This window comes from Novosphingobium kalidii (assembly GCF_040534015.1).
In the GTDB taxonomy this organism is placed as follows: domain Bacteria; phylum Pseudomonadota; class Alphaproteobacteria; order Sphingomonadales; family Sphingomonadaceae; genus Novosphingobium; species Novosphingobium kalidii.
In genome coordinates, this window is record NZ_JBEWLY010000008.1 from 394562 (window position 1) to 419212 (window position 24651).

Annotated in this window: 26 protein-coding genes; 14 read left to right on the forward strand and 12 right to left on the reverse strand. The window is 63.5% G+C overall.

The window, feature by feature from the left end:
• Positions 1-9: 9 nt before the first annotated feature.
• Positions 10-573: a diaminobutyrate acetyltransferase gene (gene ectA, locus ABVV53_RS05065; protein ID WP_353983440.1), complete on the reverse strand. Its 564-nt coding sequence runs from the start codon at positions 571-573 to the stop codon at positions 10-12.
• A gap of 183 nt (positions 574-756) precedes the next feature.
• Here ectA and ABVV53_RS05070 point away from each other — a divergent pair, with 183 nt between their 5' ends.
• Complete coding sequence (locus ABVV53_RS05070; RefSeq protein ID WP_353983291.1) at positions 757-1245, forward strand: MarR family winged helix-turn-helix transcriptional regulator; 489 nt, start codon at positions 757-759, stop codon at positions 1243-1245.
• Positions 1246-1380: 135 nt separating this feature from the next.
• Entirely contained in the window at positions 1381-2886 is a 1506-nt protein-coding gene (locus ABVV53_RS05075) for a GGDEF domain-containing protein (RefSeq protein ID WP_353983292.1), read from the forward strand.
• A 30-nt stretch (positions 2887-2916) separates the two neighbouring features.
• Here the strand turns inward: ABVV53_RS05075 and ABVV53_RS05080 are convergent, their stop codons facing one another.
• A complete protein-coding gene (locus ABVV53_RS05080; RefSeq protein WP_353983293.1) occupies positions 2917-4176 on the reverse strand; it encodes an MFS transporter in 1260 nt (419 codons plus the stop codon).
• A gap of 158 nt (positions 4177-4334) precedes the next feature.
• On the opposite strand from ABVV53_RS05080, the gene ABVV53_RS05085 reads away from it, so the two are divergent.
• Complete coding sequence (locus ABVV53_RS05085; protein WP_353983441.1) at positions 4335-4838, forward strand: ribonuclease HI family protein; 504 nt, start codon at positions 4335-4337, stop codon at positions 4836-4838.
• Here ABVV53_RS05085 and ABVV53_RS05090 read toward each other — a convergent pair.
• The 6 genes from ABVV53_RS05090 to ABVV53_RS05115 form a co-directional block, all read right to left on the reverse strand.
• Positions 4793-5458, reverse strand: a complete 666-nt coding sequence (locus ABVV53_RS05090; protein ID WP_353983294.1) for a DUF2161 domain-containing phosphodiesterase — start codon at positions 5456-5458, stop codon at positions 4793-4795. The two genes, ABVV53_RS05085 and ABVV53_RS05090, sit on opposite strands and share 46 nt — an antisense overlap.
• Positions 5458-6759: an Hsp70 family protein gene (locus ABVV53_RS05095; protein ID WP_353983295.1), complete on the reverse strand. Its 1302-nt coding sequence runs from the start codon at positions 6757-6759 to the stop codon at positions 5458-5460. Before ABVV53_RS05095 ends, ABVV53_RS05090 begins: the two co-directional genes overlap by 1 nt.
• A 137-nt stretch (positions 6760-6896) precedes the next feature.
• Positions 6897-8003, reverse strand: coding sequence for a dihydropteroate synthase (gene folP / locus ABVV53_RS05100; RefSeq protein WP_353983296.1), 1107 nt, complete (start codon positions 8001-8003; stop codon positions 6897-6899).
• Positions 8004-8022: 19 nt separating this feature from the next.
• The gene (locus ABVV53_RS05105; RefSeq protein ID WP_353983297.1) at positions 8023-9156 is read right to left on the reverse strand and encodes a site-specific DNA-methyltransferase; all 1134 of its coding nucleotides are present in this window, start codon (positions 9154-9156) and stop codon (positions 8023-8025) included.
• 190 nt (positions 9157-9346) lie between these two features.
• Positions 9347-10258: an oxidoreductase gene (locus tag ABVV53_RS05110; RefSeq protein WP_353983298.1), complete on the reverse strand. Its 912-nt coding sequence runs from the start codon at positions 10256-10258 to the stop codon at positions 9347-9349.
• 2 nt (positions 10259-10260) lie between these two features.
• Positions 10261-10905 carry a ribonuclease HII gene (locus tag ABVV53_RS05115; protein ID WP_419956750.1) on the reverse strand — a complete coding sequence of 215 codons (645 nt, stop codon included), beginning with the start codon at positions 10903-10905 and terminating at the stop codon, positions 10261-10263.
• Between the two features lie 4 nt (positions 10906-10909).
• Between ABVV53_RS05115 and ABVV53_RS05120 the strand changes: the two genes are divergently transcribed.
• The 6 genes from ABVV53_RS05120 to ABVV53_RS05145 are packed head-to-tail and all read left to right on the forward strand — an operon-like array spanning position 10910 to position 15696.
• Positions 10910-12124 carry a PQQ-dependent sugar dehydrogenase gene (locus tag ABVV53_RS05120; RefSeq protein ID WP_419956744.1) on the forward strand — a complete coding sequence of 405 codons (1215 nt, stop codon included), beginning with the start codon at positions 10910-10912 and terminating at the stop codon, positions 12122-12124.
• 41 nt (positions 12125-12165) lie between these two features.
• On the forward strand, positions 12166-12681 hold the full coding sequence (locus ABVV53_RS05125) for a GNAT family N-acetyltransferase (protein ID WP_353983300.1): 516 nt from the start codon (positions 12166-12168) through the stop codon (positions 12679-12681).
• Positions 12682-12704: 23 nt separating this feature from the next.
• Positions 12705-13250: a DUF1285 domain-containing protein gene (locus tag ABVV53_RS05130; protein ID WP_353983443.1), complete on the forward strand. Its 546-nt coding sequence runs from the start codon at positions 12705-12707 to the stop codon at positions 13248-13250.
• Positions 13247-13840 (forward strand): NUDIX hydrolase, encoded by a 594-nt coding sequence (locus tag ABVV53_RS05135; protein WP_353983301.1) that lies wholly within the window; start codon positions 13247-13249, stop codon positions 13838-13840. The genes ABVV53_RS05130 and ABVV53_RS05135 overlap by 4 nt, the downstream gene beginning before the upstream one ends.
• A complete protein-coding gene (locus ABVV53_RS05140; protein ID WP_353983302.1) occupies positions 13833-14996 on the forward strand; it encodes a CCA tRNA nucleotidyltransferase in 1164 nt (387 codons plus the stop codon). Before ABVV53_RS05135 ends, ABVV53_RS05140 begins: the two co-directional genes overlap by 8 nt.
• A 58-nt stretch (positions 14997-15054) precedes the next feature.
• Positions 15055-15696, forward strand: coding sequence for a retropepsin-like aspartic protease family protein (locus ABVV53_RS05145; RefSeq protein ID WP_353983303.1), 642 nt, complete (start codon positions 15055-15057; stop codon positions 15694-15696).
• Between the two features lie 3 nt (positions 15697-15699).
• Here the strand turns inward: ABVV53_RS05145 and parC are convergent, their stop codons facing one another.
• Positions 15700-17982 (reverse strand): DNA topoisomerase IV subunit A, encoded by a 2283-nt coding sequence (gene parC, locus ABVV53_RS05150; RefSeq protein WP_353983304.1) that lies wholly within the window; start codon positions 17980-17982, stop codon positions 15700-15702.
• Between the two features lie 104 nt (positions 17983-18086).
• Here parC and ABVV53_RS05155 point away from each other — a divergent pair, with 104 nt between their 5' ends.
• Positions 18087-18626: a type 1 glutamine amidotransferase domain-containing protein gene (locus ABVV53_RS05155; protein WP_353983305.1), complete on the forward strand. Its 540-nt coding sequence runs from the start codon at positions 18087-18089 to the stop codon at positions 18624-18626.
• A gap of 32 nt (positions 18627-18658) precedes the next feature.
• Here the strand turns inward: ABVV53_RS05155 and ABVV53_RS05160 are convergent, their stop codons facing one another.
• The 3 genes from ABVV53_RS05160 to ABVV53_RS05170 are packed head-to-tail and all read right to left on the reverse strand — an operon-like array spanning position 18659 to position 21112.
• Entirely contained in the window at positions 18659-19021 is a 363-nt protein-coding gene (locus tag ABVV53_RS05160; protein ID WP_353983444.1) for a 2Fe-2S iron-sulfur cluster-binding protein, read from the reverse strand.
• Complete coding sequence (locus ABVV53_RS05165) at positions 18993-20072, reverse strand: cysteine desulfurase family protein (RefSeq protein ID WP_353983306.1); 1080 nt, start codon at positions 20070-20072, stop codon at positions 18993-18995. Before ABVV53_RS05165 ends, ABVV53_RS05160 begins: the two co-directional genes overlap by 29 nt.
• Positions 20069-21112, reverse strand: coding sequence for a cysteine desulfurase family protein (locus ABVV53_RS05170; protein WP_353983445.1), 1044 nt, complete (start codon positions 21110-21112; stop codon positions 20069-20071). The genes ABVV53_RS05165 and ABVV53_RS05170 overlap by 4 nt, the downstream gene beginning before the upstream one ends.
• A 124-nt stretch (positions 21113-21236) precedes the next feature.
• Between ABVV53_RS05170 and ABVV53_RS05175 the strand changes: the two genes are divergently transcribed.
• From ABVV53_RS05175 to ABVV53_RS05190, 4 genes are all read left to right on the forward strand, one after another.
• Entirely contained in the window at positions 21237-21893 is a 657-nt protein-coding gene (locus ABVV53_RS05175) for an alpha/beta hydrolase (protein WP_353983307.1), read from the forward strand.
• A 71-nt stretch (positions 21894-21964) separates the two neighbouring features.
• Positions 21965-23191, forward strand: coding sequence for a bifunctional glutamate N-acetyltransferase/amino-acid acetyltransferase ArgJ (gene argJ, locus ABVV53_RS05180; RefSeq protein WP_353983308.1), 1227 nt, complete (start codon positions 21965-21967; stop codon positions 23189-23191).
• An 8-nt stretch (positions 23192-23199) separates the two neighbouring features.
• Positions 23200-23811 carry a glutathione S-transferase family protein gene (locus tag ABVV53_RS05185; RefSeq protein ID WP_353983309.1) on the forward strand — a complete coding sequence of 204 codons (612 nt, stop codon included), beginning with the start codon at positions 23200-23202 and terminating at the stop codon, positions 23809-23811.
• Positions 23808-24626 carry an inositol monophosphatase family protein gene (locus ABVV53_RS05190; protein WP_353983310.1) on the forward strand — a complete coding sequence of 273 codons (819 nt, stop codon included), beginning with the start codon at positions 23808-23810 and terminating at the stop codon, positions 24624-24626. Before ABVV53_RS05185 ends, ABVV53_RS05190 begins: the two co-directional genes overlap by 4 nt.
• Positions 24627-24651 lie beyond the last annotated feature (25 nt).

A 24651-nucleotide genomic window follows, 5' to 3' on the forward strand; every position in this document is an offset into this window, starting at 1 on the left:
TCTCCCTGTTTAGCTCGTGATCGTGGTTGGAAGCGGCGCGATCCGCGCTTCCCATTCGGTGTCGTGGGCCCCGCCGAAGTGCACTTCGCGCTCGAAGCGCGGCACCTTGGCCACTTCTGCGCCGTGGCGGCGAGCAAATGCCCCGAACAGGCGCCATGAAGCGGCGTTGTCTTCGGTGATCGTGGTGGTCATCATCGTCGTGCCGGCAAAGGCGGGACGAGCTAGCAACTCGTCGAGCATGCGGCCGGCAAGCCCCTCTCCGCGCGCCGCGGCATCGACGGCAACTTGCCAGATGAAGAGCTTTTCAGGTGCGGAGGGTGGGCGATAGCCCGAGATCCAGCCCTGGATCTCTCCATTGCGCTCGGCAACGACACAGGTGTCGGCGAAGTCGCTGCACTGCAGCAGATTGCAATAGACCGAGTTGGTATCGAGCGGTGGACAGCGCGCGATCAGCGACGCGATGCGGAAGCCATCCTCGGGTCGCGGACACCGGAAAGTGAAGCGACCCTTGGGAGTATGGGCAGGCTCTTCAGAGTCGCGCGCCCGCTCCGTTGTCTTAGCTGGAACTTCGATGATTATTCATCCTTCGAACGATTATACGTGGCACTGCAGGAGACACCCTGCTGCGTTGGCGCTTTATATGGCCATATTCCGCCATTCCGCAACCCATGATGTCCGGAATGACAGATAATATGCTTCATCAGCCGAAGCAAATTATGCATTGGCAGAGCTTCCGCTCCGGCATAGCAGGACGTCATGAGCGACGTTCTGACGACGGAAGCCTTGAAGGCACTGCGCCGAATCCTGCGTGCATCGGACCTGGGCACCCGCAGGCTTGCAGCCGCGACCACCCTTACCCCGTCCCAACTTCTGGTACTGCAAGAGGTCGAGCAGCGAGGCGAGACGACGCCAAGCGCACTCTCTGCTGCACTGCAGTTTGGCCAAGCCACGATCACAAACATCGTGGACCGGTTAGAGGCCGCCGCGCTGGTGACGCGTCAACGCAGCATTCGCGACAAGCGGCAGATTATCCTGCAAGTGACGGATGCAGGCAGAGCGACAATCGACAAGGCGCCAGACTTGCTCCAGACGCGCTTTAGCGAAGGATATGAAGCACTACCCGGTTGGGAGCGCGCAATGATCTTGGCCGCTCTGGAGCGGTTGGGAGAAATCATGGGAGCGCAGTCGATCGACGCCGCTCCGCTTTTGGATGCGGGGGCTATCAACAGATCACACCAACCCTGACACGGGCGACGCTTCGCGAGAACCAGCTTGGGCGCTCGGTTCCGCACCGTTGCACGAATCGTACTCCGAAGGCTCGCTGTGCAGTTCTCTTTGGCGCATAGCGGGTTCGACACTGAAACGTTACTAAGATGCGCTATGGGCCCGACGATGTTCTCCTCCGCTGAGCCGAGTGCTTCCCCTTCGCAGCCAGCGGTGGTCTCCGCCACCTTCTTGCGGGGTGCACGGTTAGGGAGCGCAGCCCGGACTTTCCTGCTCGTCGCAGCAATCGTGTGGGTGGCGAGCCTACTTGGACTTACATCGCGCCACGCGGCCTCCGTGTCGGTGTGGCCTGCTAACGCAGTTCTCGTAGGTGTAATGCTACGTGCGCGGCACCTGATGCGCCCGGCGGGGTGGATCGGCGCGGCTGCAGGGTTCATCGTCGCAGACCTCCTCTTCGGGCGCACGCCTTCTCTTGCCGCCTTCTTTGCAAGCGCGAACCTTGCCGGCACGCTCGCAGCGACTTTGCTCCTCATGCGTTTGGATGAGCGGGACTTGCAACTGCGGCGCACTCACTCGGTCTTGCGCATCCTCGCCTGTCTGCTCCCCGCTTGCTTGGCGGCGGGTGGGGCGGGTGCGGTTCTCGTCGTGGTGGAATTCGAAGGCTCCGCACTGCAGGCGCTGATGACATGGCCCGCCAGCGAACTGGTGAATTATCTCACCTTCCTGCCGGCAATGCTGACACTGCCGCGTGACTGGTTCATCAGAACCGCCGCTTCACGCCTGCGCGACACCCGCAATACCAACGAGCGTCACACCAACAGCCGTGACACCATCGTGCCCGCCGTTCTCCTCGCCGTGTCTTGCGTCGCAGCCGTGCTGTTCGATGGGCCTGGCAGCATCATGTTCCCTATGCCGGCACTTCTCCTATGTGCGCTGACGTACACTACCGCAACGACTGCCATGCTGACTATGGTCCTCGGGACAGGATGCCTCACCGTACTAGGCCTTGAACTCGTTGATATCGGGCAAGATATGTCAGTTCCGGCCATGACCGTATCAGTCCGGGTCGCCGTCGCATTCCTCGTGCTCGTTCCCCTGACCATCAGCAGCGCGATGGCGGTGCGAGACGACCTCCTAAACCGGCTTCGGCAAGCTGCGGACCATGATGGCTTGACCGGGCTGCTCAATCGTCGTGCATTCGAGCGCCAAATGGCCTTGCGCTTGAAGGGGATGCAACCACCATCGTCGGGCTACGGGTTTGCGGTTCTTTTGCTCGATATCGACCACTTCAAAGCGATCAACGATTGCCACGGCCATCCTGCCGGGGACGAGGTACTGCGTGACTTCGCAGCTGCCGCCCGGTCATGTTGCCGCAGCGAAGACCTGATCGGTCGAGTGGGAGGAGAGGAATTCGGCCTCCTGTTAAGGGTCTCGAATGAAAGCGATGCCCAAGCTGCCGCAGACCGGATCCGGCAGGTGTTCGCTGAGCAAACCACGACGTGGCAGGGAGAGCCGATCAGAGCCACCGTCAGTATCGGCGCGCAGTTCATCGACCGCGCACCTGGCGATGTGCTGGAACTCGTCAGCAAGCTTGACCAAGCCCTCTACAGAGCGAAGCGCAGCGGGCGCGACCGGGTAGAATGGGTGGCCGCAGCCGCCTAAAGCTGCTTTCAGCAGCTACAAGCGCAACTGTCAGGCCTGCCCTGTGCCGACCACGCCGGGTGGAGGGACGGCCTCCTCCAGCGCAGCCGCTTTGGGATCGGGCTCCCGACCGCCCCTCAACAGCAAGATCGTTCCTGCGCCAGCCAGCACTGCACAACCCACTATCGTCAGGTAAAGATCGTAGTTTCCTGTCTGCGCCAGAGTGTAGCTCAGCAGCACGGCGCCGGACGCGGCCGAGAACGACATAGCGGCAGTGAGCAAGCCAAGGGTCGAGCTGTACACCGCCACGCCAAAGTGACGCGCGACGAGAAACGCTATGATGTCTCCCTCCGCACCGAATGCGAAGCCAAGGCAGAACACTGCAAAGGTGATGATCGCCGGCGTGTCGAGCGATGAAGCGAGGAGGAAGAGGCCTACGCTTGGCAGTGCAAGTCCGACGAACGAGGTGAGATGGACATTGAAGCGGTCGAGCGCGACACCGGTAACGAAGCGCCCTGCCAGCATTCCGACAGAGACCGCGCTCAACATCACTCCGGCTCCTTCGCCCGGGATGCCATTCGCGAGCAACAGCAGCTTGAGCTGAACCAGGATGATCGTCTGCGGCAAGTTGCACAGCAGCATCGCCACAAGCAGTATCCAGAATGCGGGCGAACGGAAGATCAAGGGATAATCCTCACGAGCGCGGCGCTTGGGCGCTGTGCCCCCCCTGTTGCCTTCGTCACGCGGCAGGAGCAGAAACGTAACCACTCCTGCAATGGCGGTGAACAGCGCCACCACCTGGAAGCTGGCGCGCCAGCCGTATTCCTCGACGTAGGCGTTCAAAAGCGGAGCGATAATGATACCCGCGATAGCCGGACCCGACGCCACGATCGCCAGTGCGAGACCTCGTGCATGTTCGACGTGCTGCACGGCCGCGCGCGTGTAAACCGTGGAGGTCGTCGTCACACAGATCAGGCTTTGTAACGCGAAGATAGTGACATAGACCCACAGGGCGCCACCCATCGCGCTATAGGCGAGGTATACCAGCGGCAATGTCACCTGCCCGATGAGAGCGGTCTTTCGTACACCAATCGTATCCGCCAATCGCCCGACGAACGGGAAGACAAACGACATCAGGAGAGCCAGGCTTCCTACCATCGCGAAATCTGCCGGCGACCACCCGACATCGGCGACGAGAGTGGGGGCGATCGTGCTGGTGATGGTGCCTACAATGGACATGCCGCTTGCCAGGCCGATCGTAGCGGCAAGCAGCGGCCTCCAGGCGCGCTTCAGCTCCAACAGATAGGTCATCGATCCCTCCCCTGGTGAACTCGCCAGCCAGCGATCGGCTGAGCGTCACCACCTTCTTTTTTCTCACCACTTCTGGTCTACAGCGTTGGGCAAGTCCAGCCCCGCCGCAGATTCAAGGAGCTGGCTTTGCCGCCACGATGAGCTCACATGGCTACAAAATGCCCCAGTCTGCATCGGCGCCGGTCGCCGGAGTGTGTCATCTTCGCTACGAGAGAGGCGTGACACGACGCTCGACCTACTTTTTCGATGGAGGCAGCCGCCCCAATCCGGGTCCTGTCGAGGTGGCGGTGGTGAGCCGGGGACTTGCACATTTCAGGGATGATGTCGGCAGCGGTGACAACAGCCAGGCGGAGTGGTCAGCGCTGCTCTTCGCCGCCGAAATCGCAGTAGCGCAGGGCGCTTCCAACGTGCTGTTCGTTGGCGACTCGTCTTTAGTGGTTCACCAGGCCAGCGGCGCCTGGCCGTGCCGAAGCGTGCAGCTTCAGTCGTATCATGCTGCCCTCCAAGATTTGATTGCCCCCTTGGAGAAAGTCGCCTTTCGCCACGTGGCGAGATCGAAAAACCTCGCCGGCATTGCACTTGCGCGAAGGCACCTTCCGGACTGGTCAGGCACGAATCATGCAGACCGGACCGCAGCCATTCCTGCTTCCGATAGACGATAGGTCCCCTTCTCCACCCGCTCAAACCACCCATAGACATTCCGCAGCAGGATGGCTCCCGCATCTTCCGCCAGCGGCTTCAAGTCGCGCGGTCGGGCCTGAGCGTTGCCGATAGCTTGTGCGCAAGCGAGCGCACGCTGCCGGTAGGCCGTCATGATCGGCTGGCGAGTGGATCCGCCCTTCGTCGGGTCACCCCGGCGGCTCGCGTGTTCCTTCAGCAGGCGTCGCCGTTGCGGAAGGTTCTTCCGCGGCTTGTAGGGCGTCGGCTCGCAGATCATGAAGACCTTGCCCAGCCTGACATCGATAGTCAGGAGCCCCAGGCCCAGCATGCGGCACAAGCGATGGACTCGCCCGTCCTGATCGCGACCGCGCCGGCTGGCCACGACAGCAAGATAGACCTGATCGGCTGAGCGGAGGCGCTCAACGGCCTGAAGCACCAACTCCAGGTTGAAGCTCAGCTTCAGTTCGGCAATCACGACAAGCGGCGGCTCACCCGCTCTGACCGCCACCACGTCACAGCCGCAGATCTCTCCTTTCGGTTCAAATCCCCTTGCCTCGAGGAAGCTCTTGATTGGGCCGTACAAGGCCGTTTCCGAAAGGACGGCGCGCTGATTGTCCGCCACTACGCGGTCCAGGCGGACACATCGTCCTGCTGCGCGACCAAGGCGAGGCCGTGGGCAATCGATGTAAGTTCCCCGCCCGACATGATTTTCGCGGCTCCGAAACGCGCGCTGAAGATTGCGCGAACCGCCGGCACCAGTGAGGTGCCTCCGGTCAGGAAGACGCGATCGATTTCCCTTTCGTTCAAGCTAGCGGCTGCCAGAGCCTCATCGACTGCGCGCGCCATCCGGGCCACGTCATCTGCAATCCAGGTCTCGAACTCTGCACGCGTCACTTCAGCCGTGATTTCGACCTCTGCTCCCGAGAAGTGGAACTGCGCGTGCTCCTTCTCCGAGAGGTTCCGCTTGAGATGGCCGACCGCGTCATAGAGCGAAAAGCCAAGCTCGTTTTCGATCATCGCGATCATGCGTCCAATCGCGTCCGAATCCACCGCGCTACGCCGCAAGCGGTCGAGCTCCGCCAGTGTCTTACGATTGCGCATGAGCGCCAGCTTCGACCAGTCCGAGAACTCCGTGAAGTAGGTCGCGGGAATATCCACGAGCTTGTCAAACGAGCGGTACTGCCCGCCTTTTCCCAGTGCCGGGAGCACGAGGCGATCGACGATGCGCTGGTCGAAACGGTCTCCCGCAAGCCCGACGCCCGCGTGGGCGAGCGGCACACATCGCTGCGCCGCACCGGGCTCCTCGACTCGAACCACCGAAAAGTCGCTGGTGCCGCCACCAAAATCCGCGACCAGCAGCGTAGCGGGTTCACTCAGGCGTGACGCGAAGCTGAAAGCTGCTGCAAGCGGCTCGTAAACGTAGTGAATTTCTTTTGCGAAGCCTTCGAACATGGCATCGTAGCGCTGCCGCGCGAGGGCCGGATCCGGTCGTGCGCCTGCATAATGAACGGGCCTTCCGATCACCAGGCGGTCCAGTTGCTGCAACTCTCCATCAGCGTGCGATGCAAGCTTCGTCAGAAACAGGCGGCCGAGTTCCTCGAACCGATAGCGCTTCGCGAACACAGGCGCGCTCTCAAACGTGGCGCTCGCGGCAACAGACTTGAACGACTGCAGAAAACGGCTGCCGCTAGGATCCTCTAAATACTCGTGGATAGCGGTGGGCCCCGCTTCGACGGCGAGCCCCCCCGGCACGCTGTCGTCCTGCCAGAAGCACAATGCCGAACGGAACACTTCGCTGACACCCTGCGGCCCTGTCAGGTCCACCAGGCGCGGCTGCTGCACTGCCCCGCTGGCCACAGCCGCGACGCTGTTCGTCGTGCCGAAATCCAGGCCTGCGAAACGGCCGCTCTGATCCGAGGTCATGATTTTTAAAGTGCCCGAGCGCTGAGCGGGGGCTTATGGTCGCATCGTCGCTGTGCCGCAAGGGGACGAGCCTCAGCACAGGCTAGCTGCTGTCGCCGCCGACCTCTTGCGGCCGTTGGCGGCACCGGCGCAGAGCCTCAGGGAAGCTGCGCGAAATCGGTGAGCGCCGCGTCGCGCAAGCCGCGCCAGACGTGAATGGCTTGCACGGTCTCAAACACGTCATGGACTCGCAGGATGTGGACGCCGGCGTCGAGTGCTTTGATCGCCAGCGTCAGAGATCCGCCAAGGCGGCGGTGGGCAGGTGCTTCGTTCGAGAGCGCTCCGATCGTCCGCTTGCGGCTGGCGCCCACGACCAGTGGCGAGCCAAGCGCATGGAACAGCGGCAATGCGTTCATTAGTGCAAGGTTCTCGGCCACGGACTTGCCGAAGCCGATGCCCGGATCCAGGAAGATCCGCTCGGCGGCGATGCCCGCGCCGATTGCAGCATCCCGTCGCTCGGCCAGCCAGTCGAACACGTCGAGCACGACGTCGGCGTACTCTCCACCCGCATGAAGATCGTCCGACGAGCCCGGAGCGTGCATGAGCACCACAGGTGCGCCTGACGCCGCTGCAAACTGCAGGCTGCGAGGATCATGACGCAGAGCCGAGACATCGTTGATGATGTGGGCGCCAGCGGCGCACGCGGCCTCCATCACGGCCAGTCGGCGGGTGTCGACGCTGATGGCCGCGCCCATCCCCGCGAGACGCTCCACCGCCGGGATAACGCGCTTCAGTTCATCGCCTTCCCACACGGCCGCCGCCCCCGGCCGGGTGGATTCGCCGCCGACGTCTACGATGGCGGCGCCAGCTTCCAGCATTTGGGCAGCGTGGGTGGCGGCGGCTTCGGGATCGTCCAGAAACTGCCCACCGTCGGAAAAGCTGTCCGGCGTGACGTTTAGGATGCCCATCACCTGCGGCTGATCGAGCCTGATCGTTCGCGTTCCGCAACCGAGCGGCTCGTGCACCTTGCGCAGGGCTGCCCACTGCGCTTCGCCTTGCACTGCAAGGTCATCCGGGAGCGCAGCCAAGGCCTCAGGTATGCCGGGCGCTGCAACCAAGTCGCGCGACACGATTCGGCCATTGTCCCGCACCAGAAGTGCGAAACGGCTGGCCCACACCATGGAACCGGACAGCCGTATGGCATCGCCATGTTCGCTCTGCGGGCTTTCGGCAAAGCCGATTGGGCGTATGTAGAGCTTTCTCACGACCTGCCGGCCTTGCGGATCAAGGCTCGGTCGCCAGAAGGTACAGCTGGCGGATTGCGTCGACCGGCTTCAACTCGCCTTCGTGCTCCAGGTGCCAGAAGGTCCAGCCGTTGCACGAAGGTGCGCCCTGCAGGGCCGCACCAATGCCGTGGATGGAGCCGCTTTTCGTGCCGCTCTCCAGCGACCCGTCGGCGCGCACCGCAGCGGCGAACCGGCGCTTGCGATCGAACAGCTTGGTTCCGGGAGCGATCCAGCCGGTCTCCACCAAAGTGCCGAAAGCAACACGCGGCGCACTGCGCTTGCTCTGCATCGTCTTGAGCGCGCTCTCATCGAGCGGCAGTGCCATTTCGATGCGCTCCAGCGCTGCGTCGCGGTAACCCGCCTCACGCTCGCAGCCGATCCACTCACGGCCCAGACGCTTGGCGACTGCGCCGGTGGTGCCGGTTCCGAAGAACGGATCGAGCACGATGTCGCCCTTGTTCGTGGTCGCCAGCATCACGCGATAGAGCAGCGCTTCCGGCTTCTGCGTGGGATGAACCTTGTGGCCGTCCTTTCTCAGGCGTTCGGGGCCCGCACAGATCGGCAGCACCCAGTCTGAACGCATCTGCAGCTCATCGTTGAGGGTTTTCATCGCCCGATAGTTGAAGGTGTACTTCGCCTTTTCGCCCATCGAGGCCCAGATCAGCGTCTCGTGCGCATTGGTGAAGCGGGTGCCCTTGAAATTGGGCATCGGGTTTGCCTTGCGCCACACGATGTCGTTCAGGATCCAGAAGCCGGCGTCCTGCAGGATCGCGCCCACGCGGAAGATGTTATGATAAGACCCGATCACCCAGAGTGACCCGTTGGGCTTCAGTATCCGTCGCGCTTCCGTGAGCCATGCACGCGTGAAGGCATCGTATGTCGCGAAGCTGTCGAACTTATCCCACGCGTCGGTGACCGCATCGACATGGCTGCCGTCGGGTCGCGAAAGGTCGCCGCCGAGCTGCAGATTGTACGGCGGATCGGCGAAGACCATGTCGACGCAAGCATCGGGCAGGCTCCGCATCGCAGAGATGCAGTCACCATCCAGTATCTGCCCCAATGGCAGCAACTCGCGTGGAATGGGCGCGGGCGCAGTCGCCCGGATCCGCTCCTTTACCAGAACCTGTCCCATACCCGCTCCGCAACAGTCTCACCAGCCTATAGGGTGAGTCTTTACGGACTCGCAGTCAAGCGGCGACTCGCCGGAATCCTTGCGATTCTGAGCTAAGTAGGTGAGAACGGAAGGAGTCCGCCACAACATGTCGAGTCTCGTCGCCGGTCACGGACTCAAGATGTGGTTCGCAGCGACCGCAAGATTTTTCTCAAGCAGACGTTAGCTGGTCGACGCCGGTCAGCTCTACGGAGATGTCCCATAGGCGGCGCGCGGCTACCGGATCGGAGGCGCGCGCGGACCGGTCTGCGAGACCCGAGGGTCCAGCTGCACCGCGCAAGCGCTGCGGACCGTAGTAGGCACCAGACCGTGCATCTGCTGCCGTCGCCGCCTGCAAGGCGGGCCATGCGCCCTGTTTAGCGCTGTTCAGCACCGCCGACAACAATGGCCAGATGACTCTTGCGGCAGCCGGCATGTGCCGGACCAGCTCTGTCGACGCGACACCGGGATGACAGGCGATGGCACTCACCGGCGATCCGGCAGCGCGCAGCCTGCGATCAAGTTCGAAGGCGAACAGCAGGTTCATCAGCTTGCTGGCCGAATAACGCTGGGTACGGCTGTACTTGCGATGTGCGTCGATATCGTCCCAGTCGATGCGGCCGCTGCTGTGCGCGAGGCTGGATGTGACGACGACACGGGCGCCGGGCGTCTGCGCAAGCTTGGGCAGTAAGAGCCCGGTCAGGGCGAAGCAACCGAGATGGTTCACTCCAAACTGCAGCTCATGTCCTTGCGCAGTGCGCTGCAGCGGCGGAAACATGACCCCTGCGTTGTTGAGCAGCACGTCGACCCGCGGCTCGCGCGCAATCAAATCGGCACAGGCCCTGACGCTCTCCAGATCCGCTTGATCGAGAGGCACGAACGCGAGATCGGCAGCCGGACTCTCAGTTTCGATCCGCTCGATGGCACGCGCCGCCTTAGGCTCACTGCGACAGGCGAGCAGCACCCGAGCCCTCCGAGCTGCCAGGACCTTTGCCGCTGCGAACCCGATGCCGGTGTTCGCTCCTGTGACCACGAAGCACTTGCCTGTTTGCGGCGTCACATCCTGTGCCGTAAAGCCCGCCATCGCTATGCCTCCAGTTCGAGGTGCAGTTGCGCGACCGGCGCAAAGCTGCGTCTGTGGTGAGCACAAGGCCCATGGCGGCGTAACGCGTCAAGATGCTCAGGAGTGCCATAGCCTGCGTTGCGCTCCCAACCGTAGTGCGGATGCACCGCGGCGAGATCACGCATCAGGCGATCGCGATGTTCCTTGGCGATGATGGAAGCTGCGGAGATGCAGGGCTCGATCGCATCACCTCCGACGATCGCGCGGGCTTTCCAGCACCACTCGGCCCGTCGGCCAGCCGGAGTGAGGTTGCCGTCCACGAGAACCTCGCGCGGCGCGCCTTCCATCTGTTCGCATAGTGACTGCACCGCCAGACTCATCGCCAGCATCGTCGCGCCGAAGATATTGAGCCGATCGATGTCTTCCACATCGACGACACCGACCGCCCAGCGACACCGCCGCTTGATGCTGGCCTCCAGCGAAGCGCGTCGTTCGCGCGAAAGCTTCTTGGAATCGTCGAGCCCGGCCGGACGCGGCTTGCACAAGACCACCGCCGCCGCGACGACGGGTCCCGCCAGCGGACCACGACCGGCTTCGTCCACTCCGATTACGTAATCGGCAGCCCTAAAGACGGGGATGGAAACCATAGCTGGATTGTGCGTTAACATGGGCATGACCGACACCACAGGCTTCGGGCGCCTGCTCGCCTCCGTATCGCCGCTCCTCATCGCTCTCGCAAGCTGCGGCGCTTCATCCTCCGGGGAAAACGCCCGCGGGGCTGCAGAGTCCGCCGCTTCAGAGCCAGCGACCGACAGCGACGGGTTCCATATCGAGCCGTTGGCGCAGTTCGATGAGCCGTGGGCCATGGACCTCGACAAAAGCACCGGCATCCAGCTCATCACCGAAAGAAAAGGCACGATGAAGCTGCGCCTGCCTGATGGGCGGATCGGAGAGGTCTCCGGCATGCCGGAGGTCGCCTATGGCGGCCAGGGTGGTCTTGGGGACGTGGTGTTCGCGCCGGGGCAGTCGGGCGGCGATTCCCTTGATGGGCGAACCATTTATCTGAGCTGGGCCGAGGCGGGGCAGGAAAATACCTACGGCGCTGCCGTCGGACGGGGTACCCTCACCTGCACGCAGCCGACATCGTGTGACCTGCGGGGGTTGGAGGTAATCTGGCGCCAGGAACCGAAGGTGACCGGGCAGGGTCACTATTCGCACCGGATTGCCTTCTCGCCTGATGGCAGCCACCTCTTTATCTCCTCGGGCGACCGCCAGAAGATGACGCCAGCGCAGGACCTCTCCAATACACTGGGCACGATCGTACGGCTGAACTTGGACGGCACACCGGCTGCCGGTAATCCGTTCGCCGACAGAGGTTCGCCGTCGGACCAGATCTGGAGCTACGGTCATCGCAACATGCTTGGGCTTGCATTCGGACCCGACGGACGGCTGTGGGCAATGGAACATGGCCCTGCAGGCGGCGACGAGATCAACCTCATAAAGCCAGGCCAGAACTACGGCTGGCCGCTGGTCTCGGAAGGCGAGCACTACGATGGCAAGCCGATCCCGGACAACGACACGCGTCCGGACCTGACCGCCCCGGCAATCAGCTGGGATCCGGTTATCGCGCCGGGAAACTTCATTTTCTATTCGGGCGAGGCCTTCCCGCAATGGAAGGGCGAGGCCTTGGTCGGCGGCATGAAGCCGAACGTGCTGGTTCGCGTTGACTTCGATGGCGAAACCGCTCGCGAAGTAGCTCGTTATCCGATGGAGCACCGCATCCGCGAACTGCAGCAGGCGCCGGATGGTTCCGTCTGGCTGCTGGAGGACGGCAAGGAAGCCGGAGCGGGCCGACTGCTCAAGTTGGCACCGGGCGCGCCGCGATAGTTGTCGACAAGGCGGGCGCTGGGTCCTATCCGCCCGCGGCTATGTCCGGTGCTGCGATCATCCCGCTCGATAATGTCGATCCCGCTTTGGTGGAGCAATTGCTCGACCGCGCCTTCGAGGCTGATCGGCACAAGCGCACTGCATACAAGGTTCGCGAGGGTATGGATTGGCTCCCTGCTTTGAGCTTCGCCGCCCTCGATGAAAGCGAGATGCTGGTCGGCACGATCCAGTGCTGGCCCGTTGCCTTGACTGATCCAGACGGCCGAGCCCATCCTATCATCATGGTCGGCCCAGTGGCAGTGCTCCCCGATCAGCAGCAGCGTGGCTACGGTCAGGCGCTGGTGAGCGCGAGCCTGGCGGGGATCGATGGACGCGCACCGCTGCCGCAAGTGATGATTGGCGATGCGGAGTACTACGGCAGGTTCTGGGGCTTTTCCAACCAGTATACCGCCGGATGGGACTTACCCGGTCCGTTCGAACCGCATCGCCTTCTGGTTCGCTGCGACAATCCGTCGGTGCTGCCGGAAAGGGGTACGCTGGGGCCTTGGCTCCGCTGAGCTTGTCTGGCATCGGACTGGCGATGCCCTACGAACCGCCTCCGGAACTCGCCGGCCTCACGCTCGCCCAGATTGCTGAGCTGGTCCAGGCGCGCAAACTGCCCCCACTCGACAAGTGGTCTCCAAGCGAGAGCGGCGATAGCGAGATGCGCATCGCCGCCGATGGGCGCTGGTATCATCAAGGTGGAGAAATCCGCCGCCCCGCCATGGTACGGGCATTCGCTTCGCTGCTGATGCGCGACGATGATGGACAGCATTGGCTGGTCACTCCGACACAGAAGCTATCCCTCGCGGTGGACGATGCGGCGCTGATCGCCATCGACGTGCGGCAGGATGGAGACGCCCTAGCCTTCAAGCTGAACACCGATGAGTTCGTCATCGCCGGACTCGATCACCCGATCCGCGTCGCCGGAGATGCGGACAGCCCAGCCGTCTACGTGAGCGTGCGACACGGGGTCGAGGCGCGGCTTAACCGCAGCACCTGGGCGCAACTCGCGGAAATCGCTCTGGCTGGGGACGGCACCTCCGTCTCAAGCCAGGGCGTCACGTTTCCGCTCGTCACGGCATGAGCGCCCTGTTTGACCAGGTGACCCGCCTTTTCCGCGAAGGTCATGAAACCGCGCCGCCGGCGCTGTGGCTCGATCCGCGCATCGATGAGATCGAAAGCTTCGTGCCCGCGGCCGTGCTCATTGCCATGACTGAGCGTGAGCGCCCCGGCTTCCTGTTTCTCCACCGCCCCGCCACCATGCGAGCCCACGCCGGGCAGATCGCATTTCCCGGCGGGCGCATCGACCCCGGCGAAACTCCCGTGGAAGCCGCACTGCGCGAAGCTTGGGAAGAGCTCGGCATCCGCCCCGAGGATGTGCGCGTGGTCGGCACCACGGACATGTACAGGACCGGCTCGGCTTATGAGATCACTCCGGTGCTCGGCATCGTTCCACCTGACATAGAGATCCGCCCCAATCCCGCGGAGGTCTCGCAATGGTTTGAGGCGCCCGTCGACTTCGTGCTCGACCGGGCAAACCAGCTAGAAAAGACCATCGAGCACGAGGGCCGCATGCACACGTTCGTGGAAGTCGATTGGCGTGGCCATCAGATCTGGGGCGTTACCGGCGCCATTCTGCACAACCTCGCCGGACGGCTGCGTTGGCATGGCTGAACAACTGCCGCGGGCGGAGTGGACCAACCGGGAGGACTTGGCGGCGCTCGCCGTGGCACTTGGATCGGGAAACGCCAGGTGGGTTGGAGGAGCAGTGCGAGACACGTTGCTCGGGCTCGCCGTCAAGGACATCGACATGGCGACGACGCTGCTTCCGCAGCAAGTCATCGAGCGACTTGACGCCGTTGCCATCCGCAGCATCCCGACTGGTATTGAGCATGGGACGATCACTGCCGTCCTGCCGAGCGGCCCTGTAGAGATCACCACCTTGCGCCGGGATGTTGCCACCGATGGCCGCCGCGCAGAGGTCGCCTTCGGGAGTGACTGGCAGGAGGACGCCGCGCGGCGCGATTTCACGATCAACGCGCTTTACGCGGACCCGATTACCCTTGAGCTTTCCGATTGGTTCGGGGGCCTCTCAGACCTTGCCGCGCGACGGGTTCGGTTCATCGGTGACGCGCGCCAGCGGATCCGCGAAGACCACTTGCGCATTCTGCGATACTTCCGCTTCCAGACGCGGTTCGGCAGCCAACCCGCCGATGGCGAGGCGGAAAGCGCCTGTGCCGACCTTGCCTCCACGCTGAAGGGACTCTCGCGCGAGCGGATCGGCATGGAGACGATAAACCTCCTGGGTCTGTCCGATCCGGGCCCGACCGTCACGCGCATGGCGGAACTTGGCGTGCTGACGCAGATCCTGCCGGAGGCACGTCCGGAGATGCTTCGCGAACTGATCGGGCATGAGCGCGCGCAAGGCATCGCGCCTGACCCGCTTCGCAGGCTTGCCGCCCTGCTTCCCAAAGATCCCGCTCTGGCGGAGCAAGTCGCCGCCCGCTTTCGAATGTCCTCGGCGCAGAAGAAGCGCCTGGCCACGGCAGCCAGGCGGGATGATCCAACGGGGGACGCGCGCGCCCTTGCCTACCGCCTCGGCCGTAGCGAGGCGCTGGACCGTCTGCTCATCTCCGGCGGATCCGTAGCCCCGCTTAGCGGCTGGGAGATCCCGCAGTTCCCCCTTAAGGGCGGTGAAATCGTCGCACGCGGCATCAAAGCCGGACCAGAAATCGCGCGCACCCTGCGCGTGCTGGAAGAGCGTTGGATCGCAGAGGGATTTCCCCAAAGGGCCCGAGTCCTTGAAATGCTCGACGAAGTGCTGACCTAAGTGTCGTCCTTGGCTCGAGGACAGCAAGCAGAAAGCTTGCTTCTGCTAGGAACGCTTGGTGGACTTCCCGGAACTGATTGAATTTCTGACGCAGCAACCGCTGCTCGCCCTCGCCATCGCCTCGATCTTCGTTGCGACGCTCGGGGGCATGTTGCGTCGTGCCACGCCGATGTTGGGCGGATTTGTCCGCGGAGTGGGCAACCTTGGCCTTATCGCGGCCTTGCTGCTCACGATTGTGCAAGTCACGCGCTTTACCACTGGCAGTGACTTCGCACTGCCTCAACTGGGCATGCCCGGTCAGACCGTCGAGGGCGGTGAGACTCGCGTGCCCATGGATCGCGATGGCCACTTCTGGCTGACTGCCAGCGTGAACGGCGTTGAACGACGCTTCCTTGTCGACACGGGCGCCACGCTGACGGCAATCTCGCCGCAGACGGCAGAGGCGGCGCAGCTTGAGGAACAGGCTTTCCCTCAGGCCATCATGATGCGCACTGCCAACGGCACGGTGCAAGCCCAGCTGACCACTATAAACGAGCTACGCTTCGGCAATGTCGTCGCCCGGGAACTCGACGCGGTCGTTGCGCCGGGACTTGGCAACGCGAATGTGATCGGCATGAACTTGCTATCGCGTCTTGCCAGCTGGAGAGTCGAAGGGCGCACCCTGATTCTGGTGCCGAACAATCCGCAGCCGGTGACCTGACGCTTAGAACTTGTTGTCTCGAGGAAAGCCTTGAGGCGGAAGGCGACCGGCCGCGCCGCGCGCGACTTTCCACGGCAGCAAATCCTTCTCCACTCGGGTACGGCCGCTTTCACCGCCCATTGTCCAGGATAGGCCGTCCTCGAGTTTCAGAGTGACGACGTCCGCCAGTCCACCGTCGCGGTAACGCTGCAGCGTGACGCCCTGCCCCTTGGCGAGCACCGGTAGCTCCTGCAAATTGAACACCAGGAGCTTCCGGTTTTCGCCCACGACTGCGACGTGGTCGTGCTCGGGCGGAATCTCGCGCACCACGCTTAGCTTCACGCCCGGCTTGGTGCTCATCACCGCCCTGCCCTTGCGCGTTTCCGCCAGAAGCTCGTCCATCTCGGCTGCAAAGCCACGGCCAGTGTTGGAGGCAAGCAGCAGCAGCCCCTTTGGCCGATACGTCAGCGCAGCAACGATGTGCGCGTCGGCATCGATATCGACCATCGTGCGGATCGGTTCGCCAAAGCCGCGCGCACCCGGCAGCTTGTCGGCTCCGATGGTGTAGAACCGCCCGCTGTCGACCGCGATCAGCACTTTGTCCGTGGTCTGAGCGTGGCGCGCGAAGGCGGGGCCATCGCCTTCCTTGAACTTGAAATCGCTGTCGAGCGGGACATGCCCTTTCGCGGCGCGGACCCAGCCGCGCTGCGAGACGATCACCGTGACCGGCTCCTTCTCGATCATCGCGTCCATGCTGAAGGCAACGGTGGGCGCCGCCTGTGCGATCGTCGTACGGCGCCGGCCGAGAGCGGTGTCTTCGGCATAATCCTTGCGCAGCGTGGACAAGTCGCGCTTGAGGCGAGTGCGCTGGCGAGCCGGGCTCTCGAGCAGCTTGTTGAGCTCCTCCTGCTCTTTCAGCAGGTCCTCGCGCTCTTGGCGCAGCTCCATTTCCTCCAGCTTGCGCAAGCTGCGCAGCCGCATGTTGAGGATCGCTTCGGCTTGCCGGTCGGTCAGATTGAACTCAGCCATCATCACCGGCTTGGGCTCATCCTCCGTCCGAATGATCTCAATGATCCGGTCAAGGTTGAGGTACGCAATGATGTAACCCTCGACCAGCTCCAGCCGCGAGGCGATCTTCTCCAGCCGGTGGCGCGTGCGGCGCAGCAGGATATCGATCTGGCTGTAGACCCACTCCTGCAGCAGTAACTTGAGCCCCAGCACGCCCGGTGTGCGATGCGCGTCGAGTACGTTGAGGTTCAGCGTGAACCGGCTTTCCATGTCGGTCAGCCGATACAGGCTTTCCTTCAGCAGCTCGGGATCGACGTTGCGGCTCTTGGGAATGAGGACGATGCGGATCTGCTCGTCGCTCTCATCGCGGATGTCTTCCAGGATCGGCAGCTTGCGATCGCCGATGAGCGCCGCGATCTGCTCGATCAACTTGGCCTTGGGAAGCATGTAGGGAATCTCGCTGATCACGAGCTGCCACTGGCCGCTCCCCAGCTTTTCGATGCCCGTCTCTTCCCACTTGTCGCCCACGCGCCCGGTGGAGAAGCGCCCTCGCACGCGGAAGGCGCCCTTGCCGGTCTCGTAAGCGGTGCTGATCGCTTCGGGACTGTCGACCACCAGCCCGCCGGTCGCGAAGTCCGGGCCCTTGAAGACCTGCATGAGCTCGGCATGCTGGGCTTCGGGATTGTCAATCAGCAGCAGCGTCGCATCGATGATCTCGGCCACATTGTGGCTGGGGATCGATGTCGCCATGCCCACGGCGATGCCGGTCGCACCATTCGCCAGCAGGTTCGGGAAAATGCCCGGGAAGATTTCGGGTTCTTCCTCCTCGCCATTGTAAGTGGCGTGAAACTCGACCGTGCCCTCGTCCAGCCCCGCCATGAGCTGGATGGCCGTCTTGGTGAGCCGCGCCTCGGTGTAGCGGTAGGCGGCGGCGTTATCGCCGTCGATGTTGCCGAAGTTGCCCTGCCCCTGCACCAGCGGATACCGGAGCGAGAAGTCCTGCGCGAGGCGAACCATCGCATCGTAGACCGAGGCGTCGCCATGCGGGTGATACTTGCCGATAACGTCGCCCACGACACGGGCTGACTTCTTGTAGGCGCTGCCCGGATCTAGCTTCAGTTGCCGCATCGCCCACAGCAGGCGGCGGTGCACCGGCTTCAGTCCGTCGCGCAGATCGGGAAGCGACCGCGCGGTGATCGTAGAAAGGGCGTAGACGAGGTAACGCTGGGATAGCGCCGCATCGAACGGCGCGTCGACGATAGCGTCGAAGGGATCGGGTTCGTCTGTGGTGCGAGCCATTGCCAGAACGCCCTAGCAACGCCGCGAGCCGAGTGGAACCATCGGAACCGATGTTTTCCGCCATTCATTTCCTTATCAAACGCCAACCTCAAAGGAAAATGACCATGGGACAGAAGGTCCTCATCATCGCGACCGACGGCTTCGAGCAGTCAGAGCTCACCGAACCGAAGAAGGCGCTGGAGGAAGCTGGCATCGAAACCACCGTCGCCAGCCCCGAAAGCGGCGAAATCAAGGGCTGGAATCACACCGATTGGGGAGACAGTGTCAAGGTGGACATGACGCTGGATCAGGTGAAAGCCGAAGACTTCGATGCGCTGATGCTGCCCGGTGGGCAGATCAACCCGGATAAGCTGCGGATGGAGGAGAAAGCCGTCTCTCTCGTTCAGCAGTTCGCCAAAAGCGGAAAGCCAGTGGCCGCGATTTGTCACGGACCGTGGCTTCTGGTCGAGGCTGACGTGGTGCGCAACCGCAAGGTAACGAGCTGGCCTTCGATCCGCACCGACTTGCGCAACGCCGGCGCTGACGTCGTGGATCAGGAAGTCGTCGTCGACGGCAACTTCATCACGAGCCGCAAGCCCGACGACATTCCCGCGTTCTCGAAAGCCCTGATCGAAGCTGTTCGCTCACCGGCAATCGCCCGATAAGCTGCGCCTTCCGATCGCCTGCGCTTATGCGGTCAGCCGAATTGCATATCGCGGGCGACGCCGGGAATGCGGACCGTCAGCCCTTCCAAGTCTTCACTTAGCTCGATCTGGCACGAGAGCCGGCTGGTCCGCGTGACGCCGGCTGCCAGATCGAGCATGTCCTCCTCATCCGCTGACGCGGGCGGAAGCTTGTCGAACCAATCGGGCTCGACGATCACGTGGCAGGTGGAACAAGCCATCTGCCCCTCGCACGTGCCTTCCAGCGGCATCCCTGCCGCTTGCGCCAGTTCAAGCAAACGCGTGCCGATCTCAGCCTCAGCCGAGACGGCATTCCCTTGGCTCGTTAAGAATTGAACCTTCAATTCATCAGACTCCCTGCGCCGCCGCTGCGGCATCCAAGCGTACGCAGGCATCCTCTATGTCTCCCAACACGCTGTATCTTCCAAACCCGAGACGGACGGAAGATTTTGCCTGGGCTGCATTCAGCCCCAAGGCCGTGAGAACATGGCTAGGACGACCAGACCCGCTCGCGCAAGCCGAACCTGCCGAAAAAGCCATGTCGCGCAACTCCGATATCAACCGTGCCACATCGAGCCCGTCCAGACGCACGTTCATGTTCCCATGCCAGCGCGCCGTGGCCGAACCGTTCAGAGTCCATCGCGACAGGACTGCTCGAGCGGCATGCCAGAGCCGGCCGACATGCTCGGCATCCTCAAGCATCCGCTCGCAACAAATTCTCGCTGCAGCACCGAAACCCGCGCACAAGGCGGGGCTGAGAGTGCCCGAGCGCAATGCCTGCTCCTGCGCGCCCCCGTGGATCAGCGGTGAGAGTGTCAGCCCATCGCGGACCCAGAGCGCGCCAATACCTTTAGGCCCGTATAACTTGTGAGCTGACAGCGCGATCATGTCGGCGCCCTCCGGAGCGGCGATCTTGCCTGCACCCTGAACTGCATCGCACAGGAACAAGGCGCCCGCTCGGTGGGCGGCATCCGCAAGTTCGATTATCGGCTGGATCGTGCCAATCTCGTTGTTCACCTGCATTACGGCCACCAGATCGACGCCGCTTGGTATTCGCGTGTGCGACTCGACTATCCCTAGGGAACTGACTGGCAGGATTGCCATGCCGGGATCCCGTGCTTTTGCCGTGTCGAGAACGGCGGCATGCTCAATCGCCGAGACTGCCAGCCGTCGCGTGCCGCTCCCGAAGATCGCCAGGTTCAGCGCCTCGGTTGCGCTGCCGGTGAAGATCACGCGCCCCCCCGGCGGCAGCAAACTGGCCACTTGCTCACGCGCCACTTCTATCACCGCAGCCGCTGCACGGCCTGGGCGGTGGGGACTGTGAGGATTGGCAAAACCCGTCGTGTCAGGCCCGCCCAACCACCGGAGCATCGCCTCGCGCGCTTCAGGCGCTAGTGGCGTCGTCGCCTGATAATCAAGATAGATCATGCAGCGGCTCGACGTTGGGACATGTCGGTCCAGGCGGAGACGAACCGATCGATATCGGCAGCGTTTGTCTCTCGACCGACGCTCACGCGAATGACTTCGCCGGCGCCATCCACGCCCATCGCCGTCAAGACATGGCTCGCCTTCAGGCTGCCCGAGGAACAGGCGCTACCCGCCGACACCGCAATGCCTTGCGCGTCGAACCGGATAAGCTGCACGGCCGAGGCGACGCCCGGCATACGGTAGGCGCCGATCGTGGCGACGCGGTGGGCTCCCTGCGCGATGACGCTGGCGCCACCAGCGATCAGCCCCTGTTCCAGCTGCGCGCGCAGGTCTGCAGACCGCCTCAGCCAGTCTCTGCTCGCTTCTAGGGCGGCTACCATGGAAAGTACTCCCGGCAGGTTCTCTGTCCCCGCGCGATAGCCTCGTTCCTGCCCGCCCGAGGCCTTCAGCATCGCCCAGTCCCGCACGAGGAGTGCGCCGATGCCTACAGGGCCACCGAACTTATGCGCCGAGATCGCGATCAGGTCGGCGTCGGGCAGCGGCAGCTTGGCGGCGCTCTGCGCGCAATCGGAAAGCAGCAGGCCGCCAGCTTCGCGCACGGCCTGCGCGACAGGCCCAACTTCCTGCACTACGCCGGTCTCGTTGTTAACGTGCTGCACAGCGACCAGGGCGGGCGATGGGGCCTGCGTGCTGTCGATCCGCCCCTCGGCATCGACGCCGAGCCTTGGCACACCGTCGCACAGGCGCAGTACCGCGTCGTGCTCTACCGCCGAAACGGCGCCGACCGGCAGCACACAGCGAGACAGCGCCATGGTCACGGCTTCGCTTGCTCCCGAAGTAAAGACGACCTCACCTTCCCAGCCGAGAGCCACCTTCACGCGTTCGCGCGCGTCCTCGAGCGCGGCCCGGGCGGCGCGGCCCTGCCGGTGAGGACTGGAAGGATTCGCCCACAGAGCCGCCCCTTCCAGCCACGCAGAGCGAGCATCGGGAAGCATCGGCGCAGTCGCGGCATGGTCGAGATAGAGCAGTTCGGAGGGCATCGTCACGCAAGTTGTTTTCAGGAGCGGTAGTTCTATATAGCGAACACCCATCGTTTGGCACCCCCGTTGCCCCTGCGTCCACTCGGCGCGGCGCTCCGGTCAGCAAGTCAGGTTCGCGAATCACATGCCCTCAGTCATTTTTCCTGGTCCCGAGGGGCGGCTTGAAGGCCGCTTCCAGCCCGCTTCGCGTCCTCGTGCGCCTGTCGCGATGATCCTTCACCCGCACCCTCAGGCGGGCGGGACCATGAACGACCGCATCACCCAGCACCTCTACAAGACCTTTGTGAATCGGGGCTTCGCCACCCTGCGCTTCAACTTTCGCGGGGTGGGACGCAGCCAGGGGAGCTTCGACAACGGCATTGGCGAGCTTTCCGACGCGGCCTCGGCACTGGACTGGGTGCAGTCGATTCATCCGGAGGCATCCACGACCTGGATCGCCGGCTATAGCTTCGGTGCGCTCATCGGCATGCAGTTGCTGATGCGTCGCCCCGAGATCCGTGGCTTCATCTCGATCGCTCCTCCGGCAAACATGTACGACTTCAGCTTCCTAGCGCCCTGTCCCGCTTCGGGAATCATCGTTCAGGGTACGGCGGACACGGTGGTGACGCCTAACGCGGTGCAGAAGCTGGTCGACAAGCTGCGCACCCAAAAGCACATCACCATCCATCACGATGAAGTGCCGCGCGCCAACCACTTTTTCGAGAATGAGATGGAAGACCTGATGCGTTCGGTCGACAACTACCTCGACATGCGTCTCGCCCCGGACTGCCCGATCAAGTGAGCCGTCCGGCCATTTAAGTCCGATGTAGGCGCGGCGTTGCGAAGCGCCGCGCCTCAGACTAGGTGCGGCGCATGTCCGACGCCGTCTCTCCGCTCGCCACGCCCTTCCCCTATCTCCCCGCCATTGCGGGCGTGACGCCACGTGTCGCGCGCGCAGGGTACAAGGATTGGGGCCGTTGCGACCTCACCTATGTGGAACTGTCAGAGGGGACCTCGGTAGCGGGCGTCTTCACTCGGAACGTGTGCTGTTCGAGCGAGGTCGAGATCGGCCGCGCCAATGTCGCCAAGGGAAGCGCTCGCGCCTTGGTGGTGAACGCCGGCAACTCTAACGCGTTCACCGGCTATCGCGGCCGAGAAGCGGTCGAGCAGATCATGGTGCAAGTCGCCGAGCACTTGGGGTGCGCACAAGAAGAGGTGTTCGTATCCTCGACCGGGGTCATCGGCGTGCCGCTGCCGAAGGACAAGGCCCGCGGAGGTGTCGCAGCCGCACTGACGGCGTCGCCCTGCTCCTGGGAAGAAGCCGCCCACACGATCTCGACGACGGACACGTTCCCGAAGGGGGCTACTGCCACAGCCGTAGTCGGCGCGACGACAGTGACGATTTCGGCCATCATCAAGGGCTCGGGTATGATCGCGCCGGATATGGCAACGATGTTGGGCTATCTCTTCACAGATGCCGCCGTCGCGCCGGCCTTCCTGCAGGAGTGCTTGTCACGGGCCAACAAGGCCACCTTCTCCTGCATCACGGTCGACTCCGATACTTCGACCAGCGACACCGTTCTTGCGTTCGCTACGGGTAAGGCGGGTAACGCAACGCTGACCTCGTTTGACGACGCCGGCGCCGACGGCTTCGCGGCAGCCATCCACGACGTGTGCCGCCAGCTCGCGCACCTCGTGGTCAGGGACGGCGAAGGAGCGCAGAAGTTCATCGCAGTGACCGTCTCCGGTGCGGCTTCCGATGACAGCGCCCACCGCGTCGGGCTGGCCATCGCCAACTCGCCGCTGGTGAAGACCGCTATCGCGGGCGAAGACGCCAACTGGGGCCGCGTGGTTATGGCCGTTGGCAAAGCGGGCGAGCCAGCCGACCGTGACAAGCTTTCGATCGGATTCGGCGGCATATGGGCCGCGCGCGAAGGCCTGCCGCTGGCGGACTACGACGAGGCTCCCCTGGCCGCCCACCTGAAGGGGCAGGACATAACGATCGAAGTCGATCTGGGCCTCGGTGATGGCCGGGCACAAGTCTGGACCTGCGACCTCACGCACGGCTACATCTCCATCAACGCCGACTACAGGAGCTGACGCCCACAATGCTGACGATCTGGGGGCGATTGAACTCGCACAACGTGAAGAAGGTCGCCTGGTTCGCTGTCGAACTTGGCCTCGAATTTCAGCGGATCGATGTGGGGGGCAAGTTCGGCATGGAAGCCGACTACCTCGCGAAAAATCCCAATGCGCTGATCCCGACGATCGAGGACGGCAAAGTCGTTCTCTGGGAATCCAACGCAATCCTGCGCTATCTCGCAGCGGAGTACGGCGGCTCCCGCTGGTGGCCCAGCGATCCCGCCGAACGGGCGATCGCCGATCGCTGGATGGACTGGCAGACGGGCTATGCGGACGCTCAGCGCGATGCCTTCATACAGCACGTGCGAAAGCCGGAGACCGAGCGCAATCCGGCGCAGGTTTCCGCCGCAGTCGAGAGGAGCGCCGCACAACTCGCAATCATGGAGCGGTACCTGAACGAGACGCCGTGGCTTTCCGGCACTGGATTTGGGATCGGAGATATCCCTATGGGCGTTTACGCCTACACCTGGTTCAGCCTGCCCATCGACCGGCCGGCATTTCCGGCAGTGCAGGACTGGTACGCCCGAATTCGCGAGCGGCCCGGCTTTGCGGAGCAAGTGGGGATACCCTTATCATGAATGGCCGCGACATTACTCCTGCCTTCACCGCGCGGGTAGAGGCGATCATGCGGCAGGCATCGCAAACGGCCATCGTGCCACGCTACCGCAGCCTTGCCGAAAGCGACATCATCGCCAAGGCTGCTGACGACGTCGTTACCGTGGCCGATCACGAAAGTGAGGCGATCCTGACAGGATTGCTGGCGGATCTCCTGCCCCAGGCAACCGTGGTGGGAGAGGAAGCCGCCTTCGCCGATCCTGCCATCTTCGAGCGGCTGCGCGACGGTTTGTGCTGGATCGTCGATCCCCTCGACGGCACCAACAACTTCGCCTCGGGCAAAGCGCCGTTCGGCGTGCTCGTCGCGCTGGCCGACGGCGGCGAGACGATCGGCGGTTGGATTCTCGACTCGCTGACCGGCCGCTTTTGCCACGCGCTGGCTTCGGGCGGCGCGTTCATCGACGGGGAACGGGTCACGGCGCGCCCGACAACTCAGGAGCCACCGGTAGCGGCGCTTTCAACGGTCTACTTGGACCCGGAAGAGAGGGCAAAGGTGCTAAAGCACATTGCTCCGAACTATCACGTGGTCGACATCCCCCGCTGCGCTGCCGAGCAATACCCGCGGCTCGTCCTCGGGGAGAACGACGTCTCGGTGTTCAACCGAATCCTGCCGTGGGACCACGCCGCCGGCGTGCTGTTCCTGAACGAAGCCGGTGGCCGCGCCGCGCGCCTGGACGGCTCGACTTATCGCGTCGATGATTGGGAAACGCGCGGATTGATCGGAGCCTCCACGCCGCGGCTCTGGGACGAACTGGCCGAGCGACTGGCGCGCCTCTGACGCGCCTGCACTCGGCCTCTCGTCA

What these genes read in the sequence shown, in the direction of transcription:
- ABVV53_RS05070 (WP_353983291.1), top strand. Translation starts at nt 757, where the DNA reads ATGAGCGACGTTCTGACGACGGAAGCCTTGAAGGCACTGCGCCGAATC.
- ABVV53_RS05075 (WP_353983292.1), top strand. Translation starts at nt 1,381, where the DNA reads ATGGGCCCGACGATGTTCTCCTCCGCTGAGCCGAGTGCTTCCCCTTCG.
- ABVV53_RS05080 (WP_353983293.1), bottom strand. Translation starts at nt 4,176, where the DNA reads ATGACCTATCTGTTGGAGCTGAAGCGCGCCTGGAGGCCGCTGCTTGCC.
- ABVV53_RS05085 (WP_353983441.1), top strand. Translation starts at nt 4,335, where the DNA reads ATGCCCCAGTCTGCATCGGCGCCGGTCGCCGGAGTGTGTCATCTTCGC.
- ABVV53_RS05095 (WP_353983295.1), bottom strand. Translation starts at nt 6,759, where the DNA reads ATGACCTCGGATCAGAGCGGCCGTTTCGCAGGCCTGGATTTCGGCACG.
- ABVV53_RS05105 (WP_353983297.1), bottom strand. Translation starts at nt 9,156, where the DNA reads ATGGGACAGGTTCTGGTAAAGGAGCGGATCCGGGCGACTGCGCCCGCG.
- ABVV53_RS05110 (WP_353983298.1), bottom strand. Translation starts at nt 10,258, where the DNA reads ATGGCGGGCTTTACGGCACAGGATGTGACGCCGCAAACAGGCAAGTGC.
- ABVV53_RS05115 (WP_419956750.1), bottom strand. Translation starts at nt 10,905, where the DNA reads ATGTTAACGCACAATCCAGCTATGGTTTCCATCCCCGTCTTTAGGGCT.
- ABVV53_RS05120 (WP_419956744.1), top strand. Translation starts at nt 10,910, where the DNA reads ATGACCGACACCACAGGCTTCGGGCGCCTGCTCGCCTCCGTATCGCCG.
- ABVV53_RS05125 (WP_353983300.1), top strand. Translation starts at nt 12,166, where the DNA reads ATGTCCGGTGCTGCGATCATCCCGCTCGATAATGTCGATCCCGCTTTG.
- ABVV53_RS05130 (WP_353983443.1), top strand. Translation starts at nt 12,705, where the DNA reads ATGCCCTACGAACCGCCTCCGGAACTCGCCGGCCTCACGCTCGCCCAG.
- ABVV53_RS05135 (WP_353983301.1), top strand. Translation starts at nt 13,247, where the DNA reads ATGAGCGCCCTGTTTGACCAGGTGACCCGCCTTTTCCGCGAAGGTCAT.
- ABVV53_RS05140 (WP_353983302.1), top strand. Translation starts at nt 13,833, where the DNA reads ATGGCTGAACAACTGCCGCGGGCGGAGTGGACCAACCGGGAGGACTTG.
- parC (WP_353983304.1), bottom strand. Translation starts at nt 17,982, where the DNA reads ATGGCTCGCACCACAGACGAACCCGATCCCTTCGACGCTATCGTCGAC.
- ABVV53_RS05155 (WP_353983305.1), top strand. Translation starts at nt 18,087, where the DNA reads ATGGGACAGAAGGTCCTCATCATCGCGACCGACGGCTTCGAGCAGTCA.
- ABVV53_RS05160 (WP_353983444.1), bottom strand. Translation starts at nt 19,021, where the DNA reads ATGCCGCAGCGGCGGCGCAGGGAGTCTGATGAATTGAAGGTTCAATTC.
- ABVV53_RS05165 (WP_353983306.1), bottom strand. Translation starts at nt 20,072, where the DNA reads ATGATCTATCTTGATTATCAGGCGACGACGCCACTAGCGCCTGAAGCG.
- ABVV53_RS05170 (WP_353983445.1), bottom strand. Translation starts at nt 21,112, where the DNA reads ATGCCCTCCGAACTGCTCTATCTCGACCATGCCGCGACTGCGCCGATG.
- ABVV53_RS05175 (WP_353983307.1), top strand. Translation starts at nt 21,237, where the DNA reads ATGCCCTCAGTCATTTTTCCTGGTCCCGAGGGGCGGCTTGAAGGCCGC.
- argJ (WP_353983308.1), top strand. Translation starts at nt 21,965, where the DNA reads ATGTCCGACGCCGTCTCTCCGCTCGCCACGCCCTTCCCCTATCTCCCC.
- ABVV53_RS05185 (WP_353983309.1), top strand. Translation starts at nt 23,200, where the DNA reads ATGCTGACGATCTGGGGGCGATTGAACTCGCACAACGTGAAGAAGGTC.
- ABVV53_RS05190 (WP_353983310.1), top strand. Translation starts at nt 23,808, where the DNA reads ATGAATGGCCGCGACATTACTCCTGCCTTCACCGCGCGGGTAGAGGCG.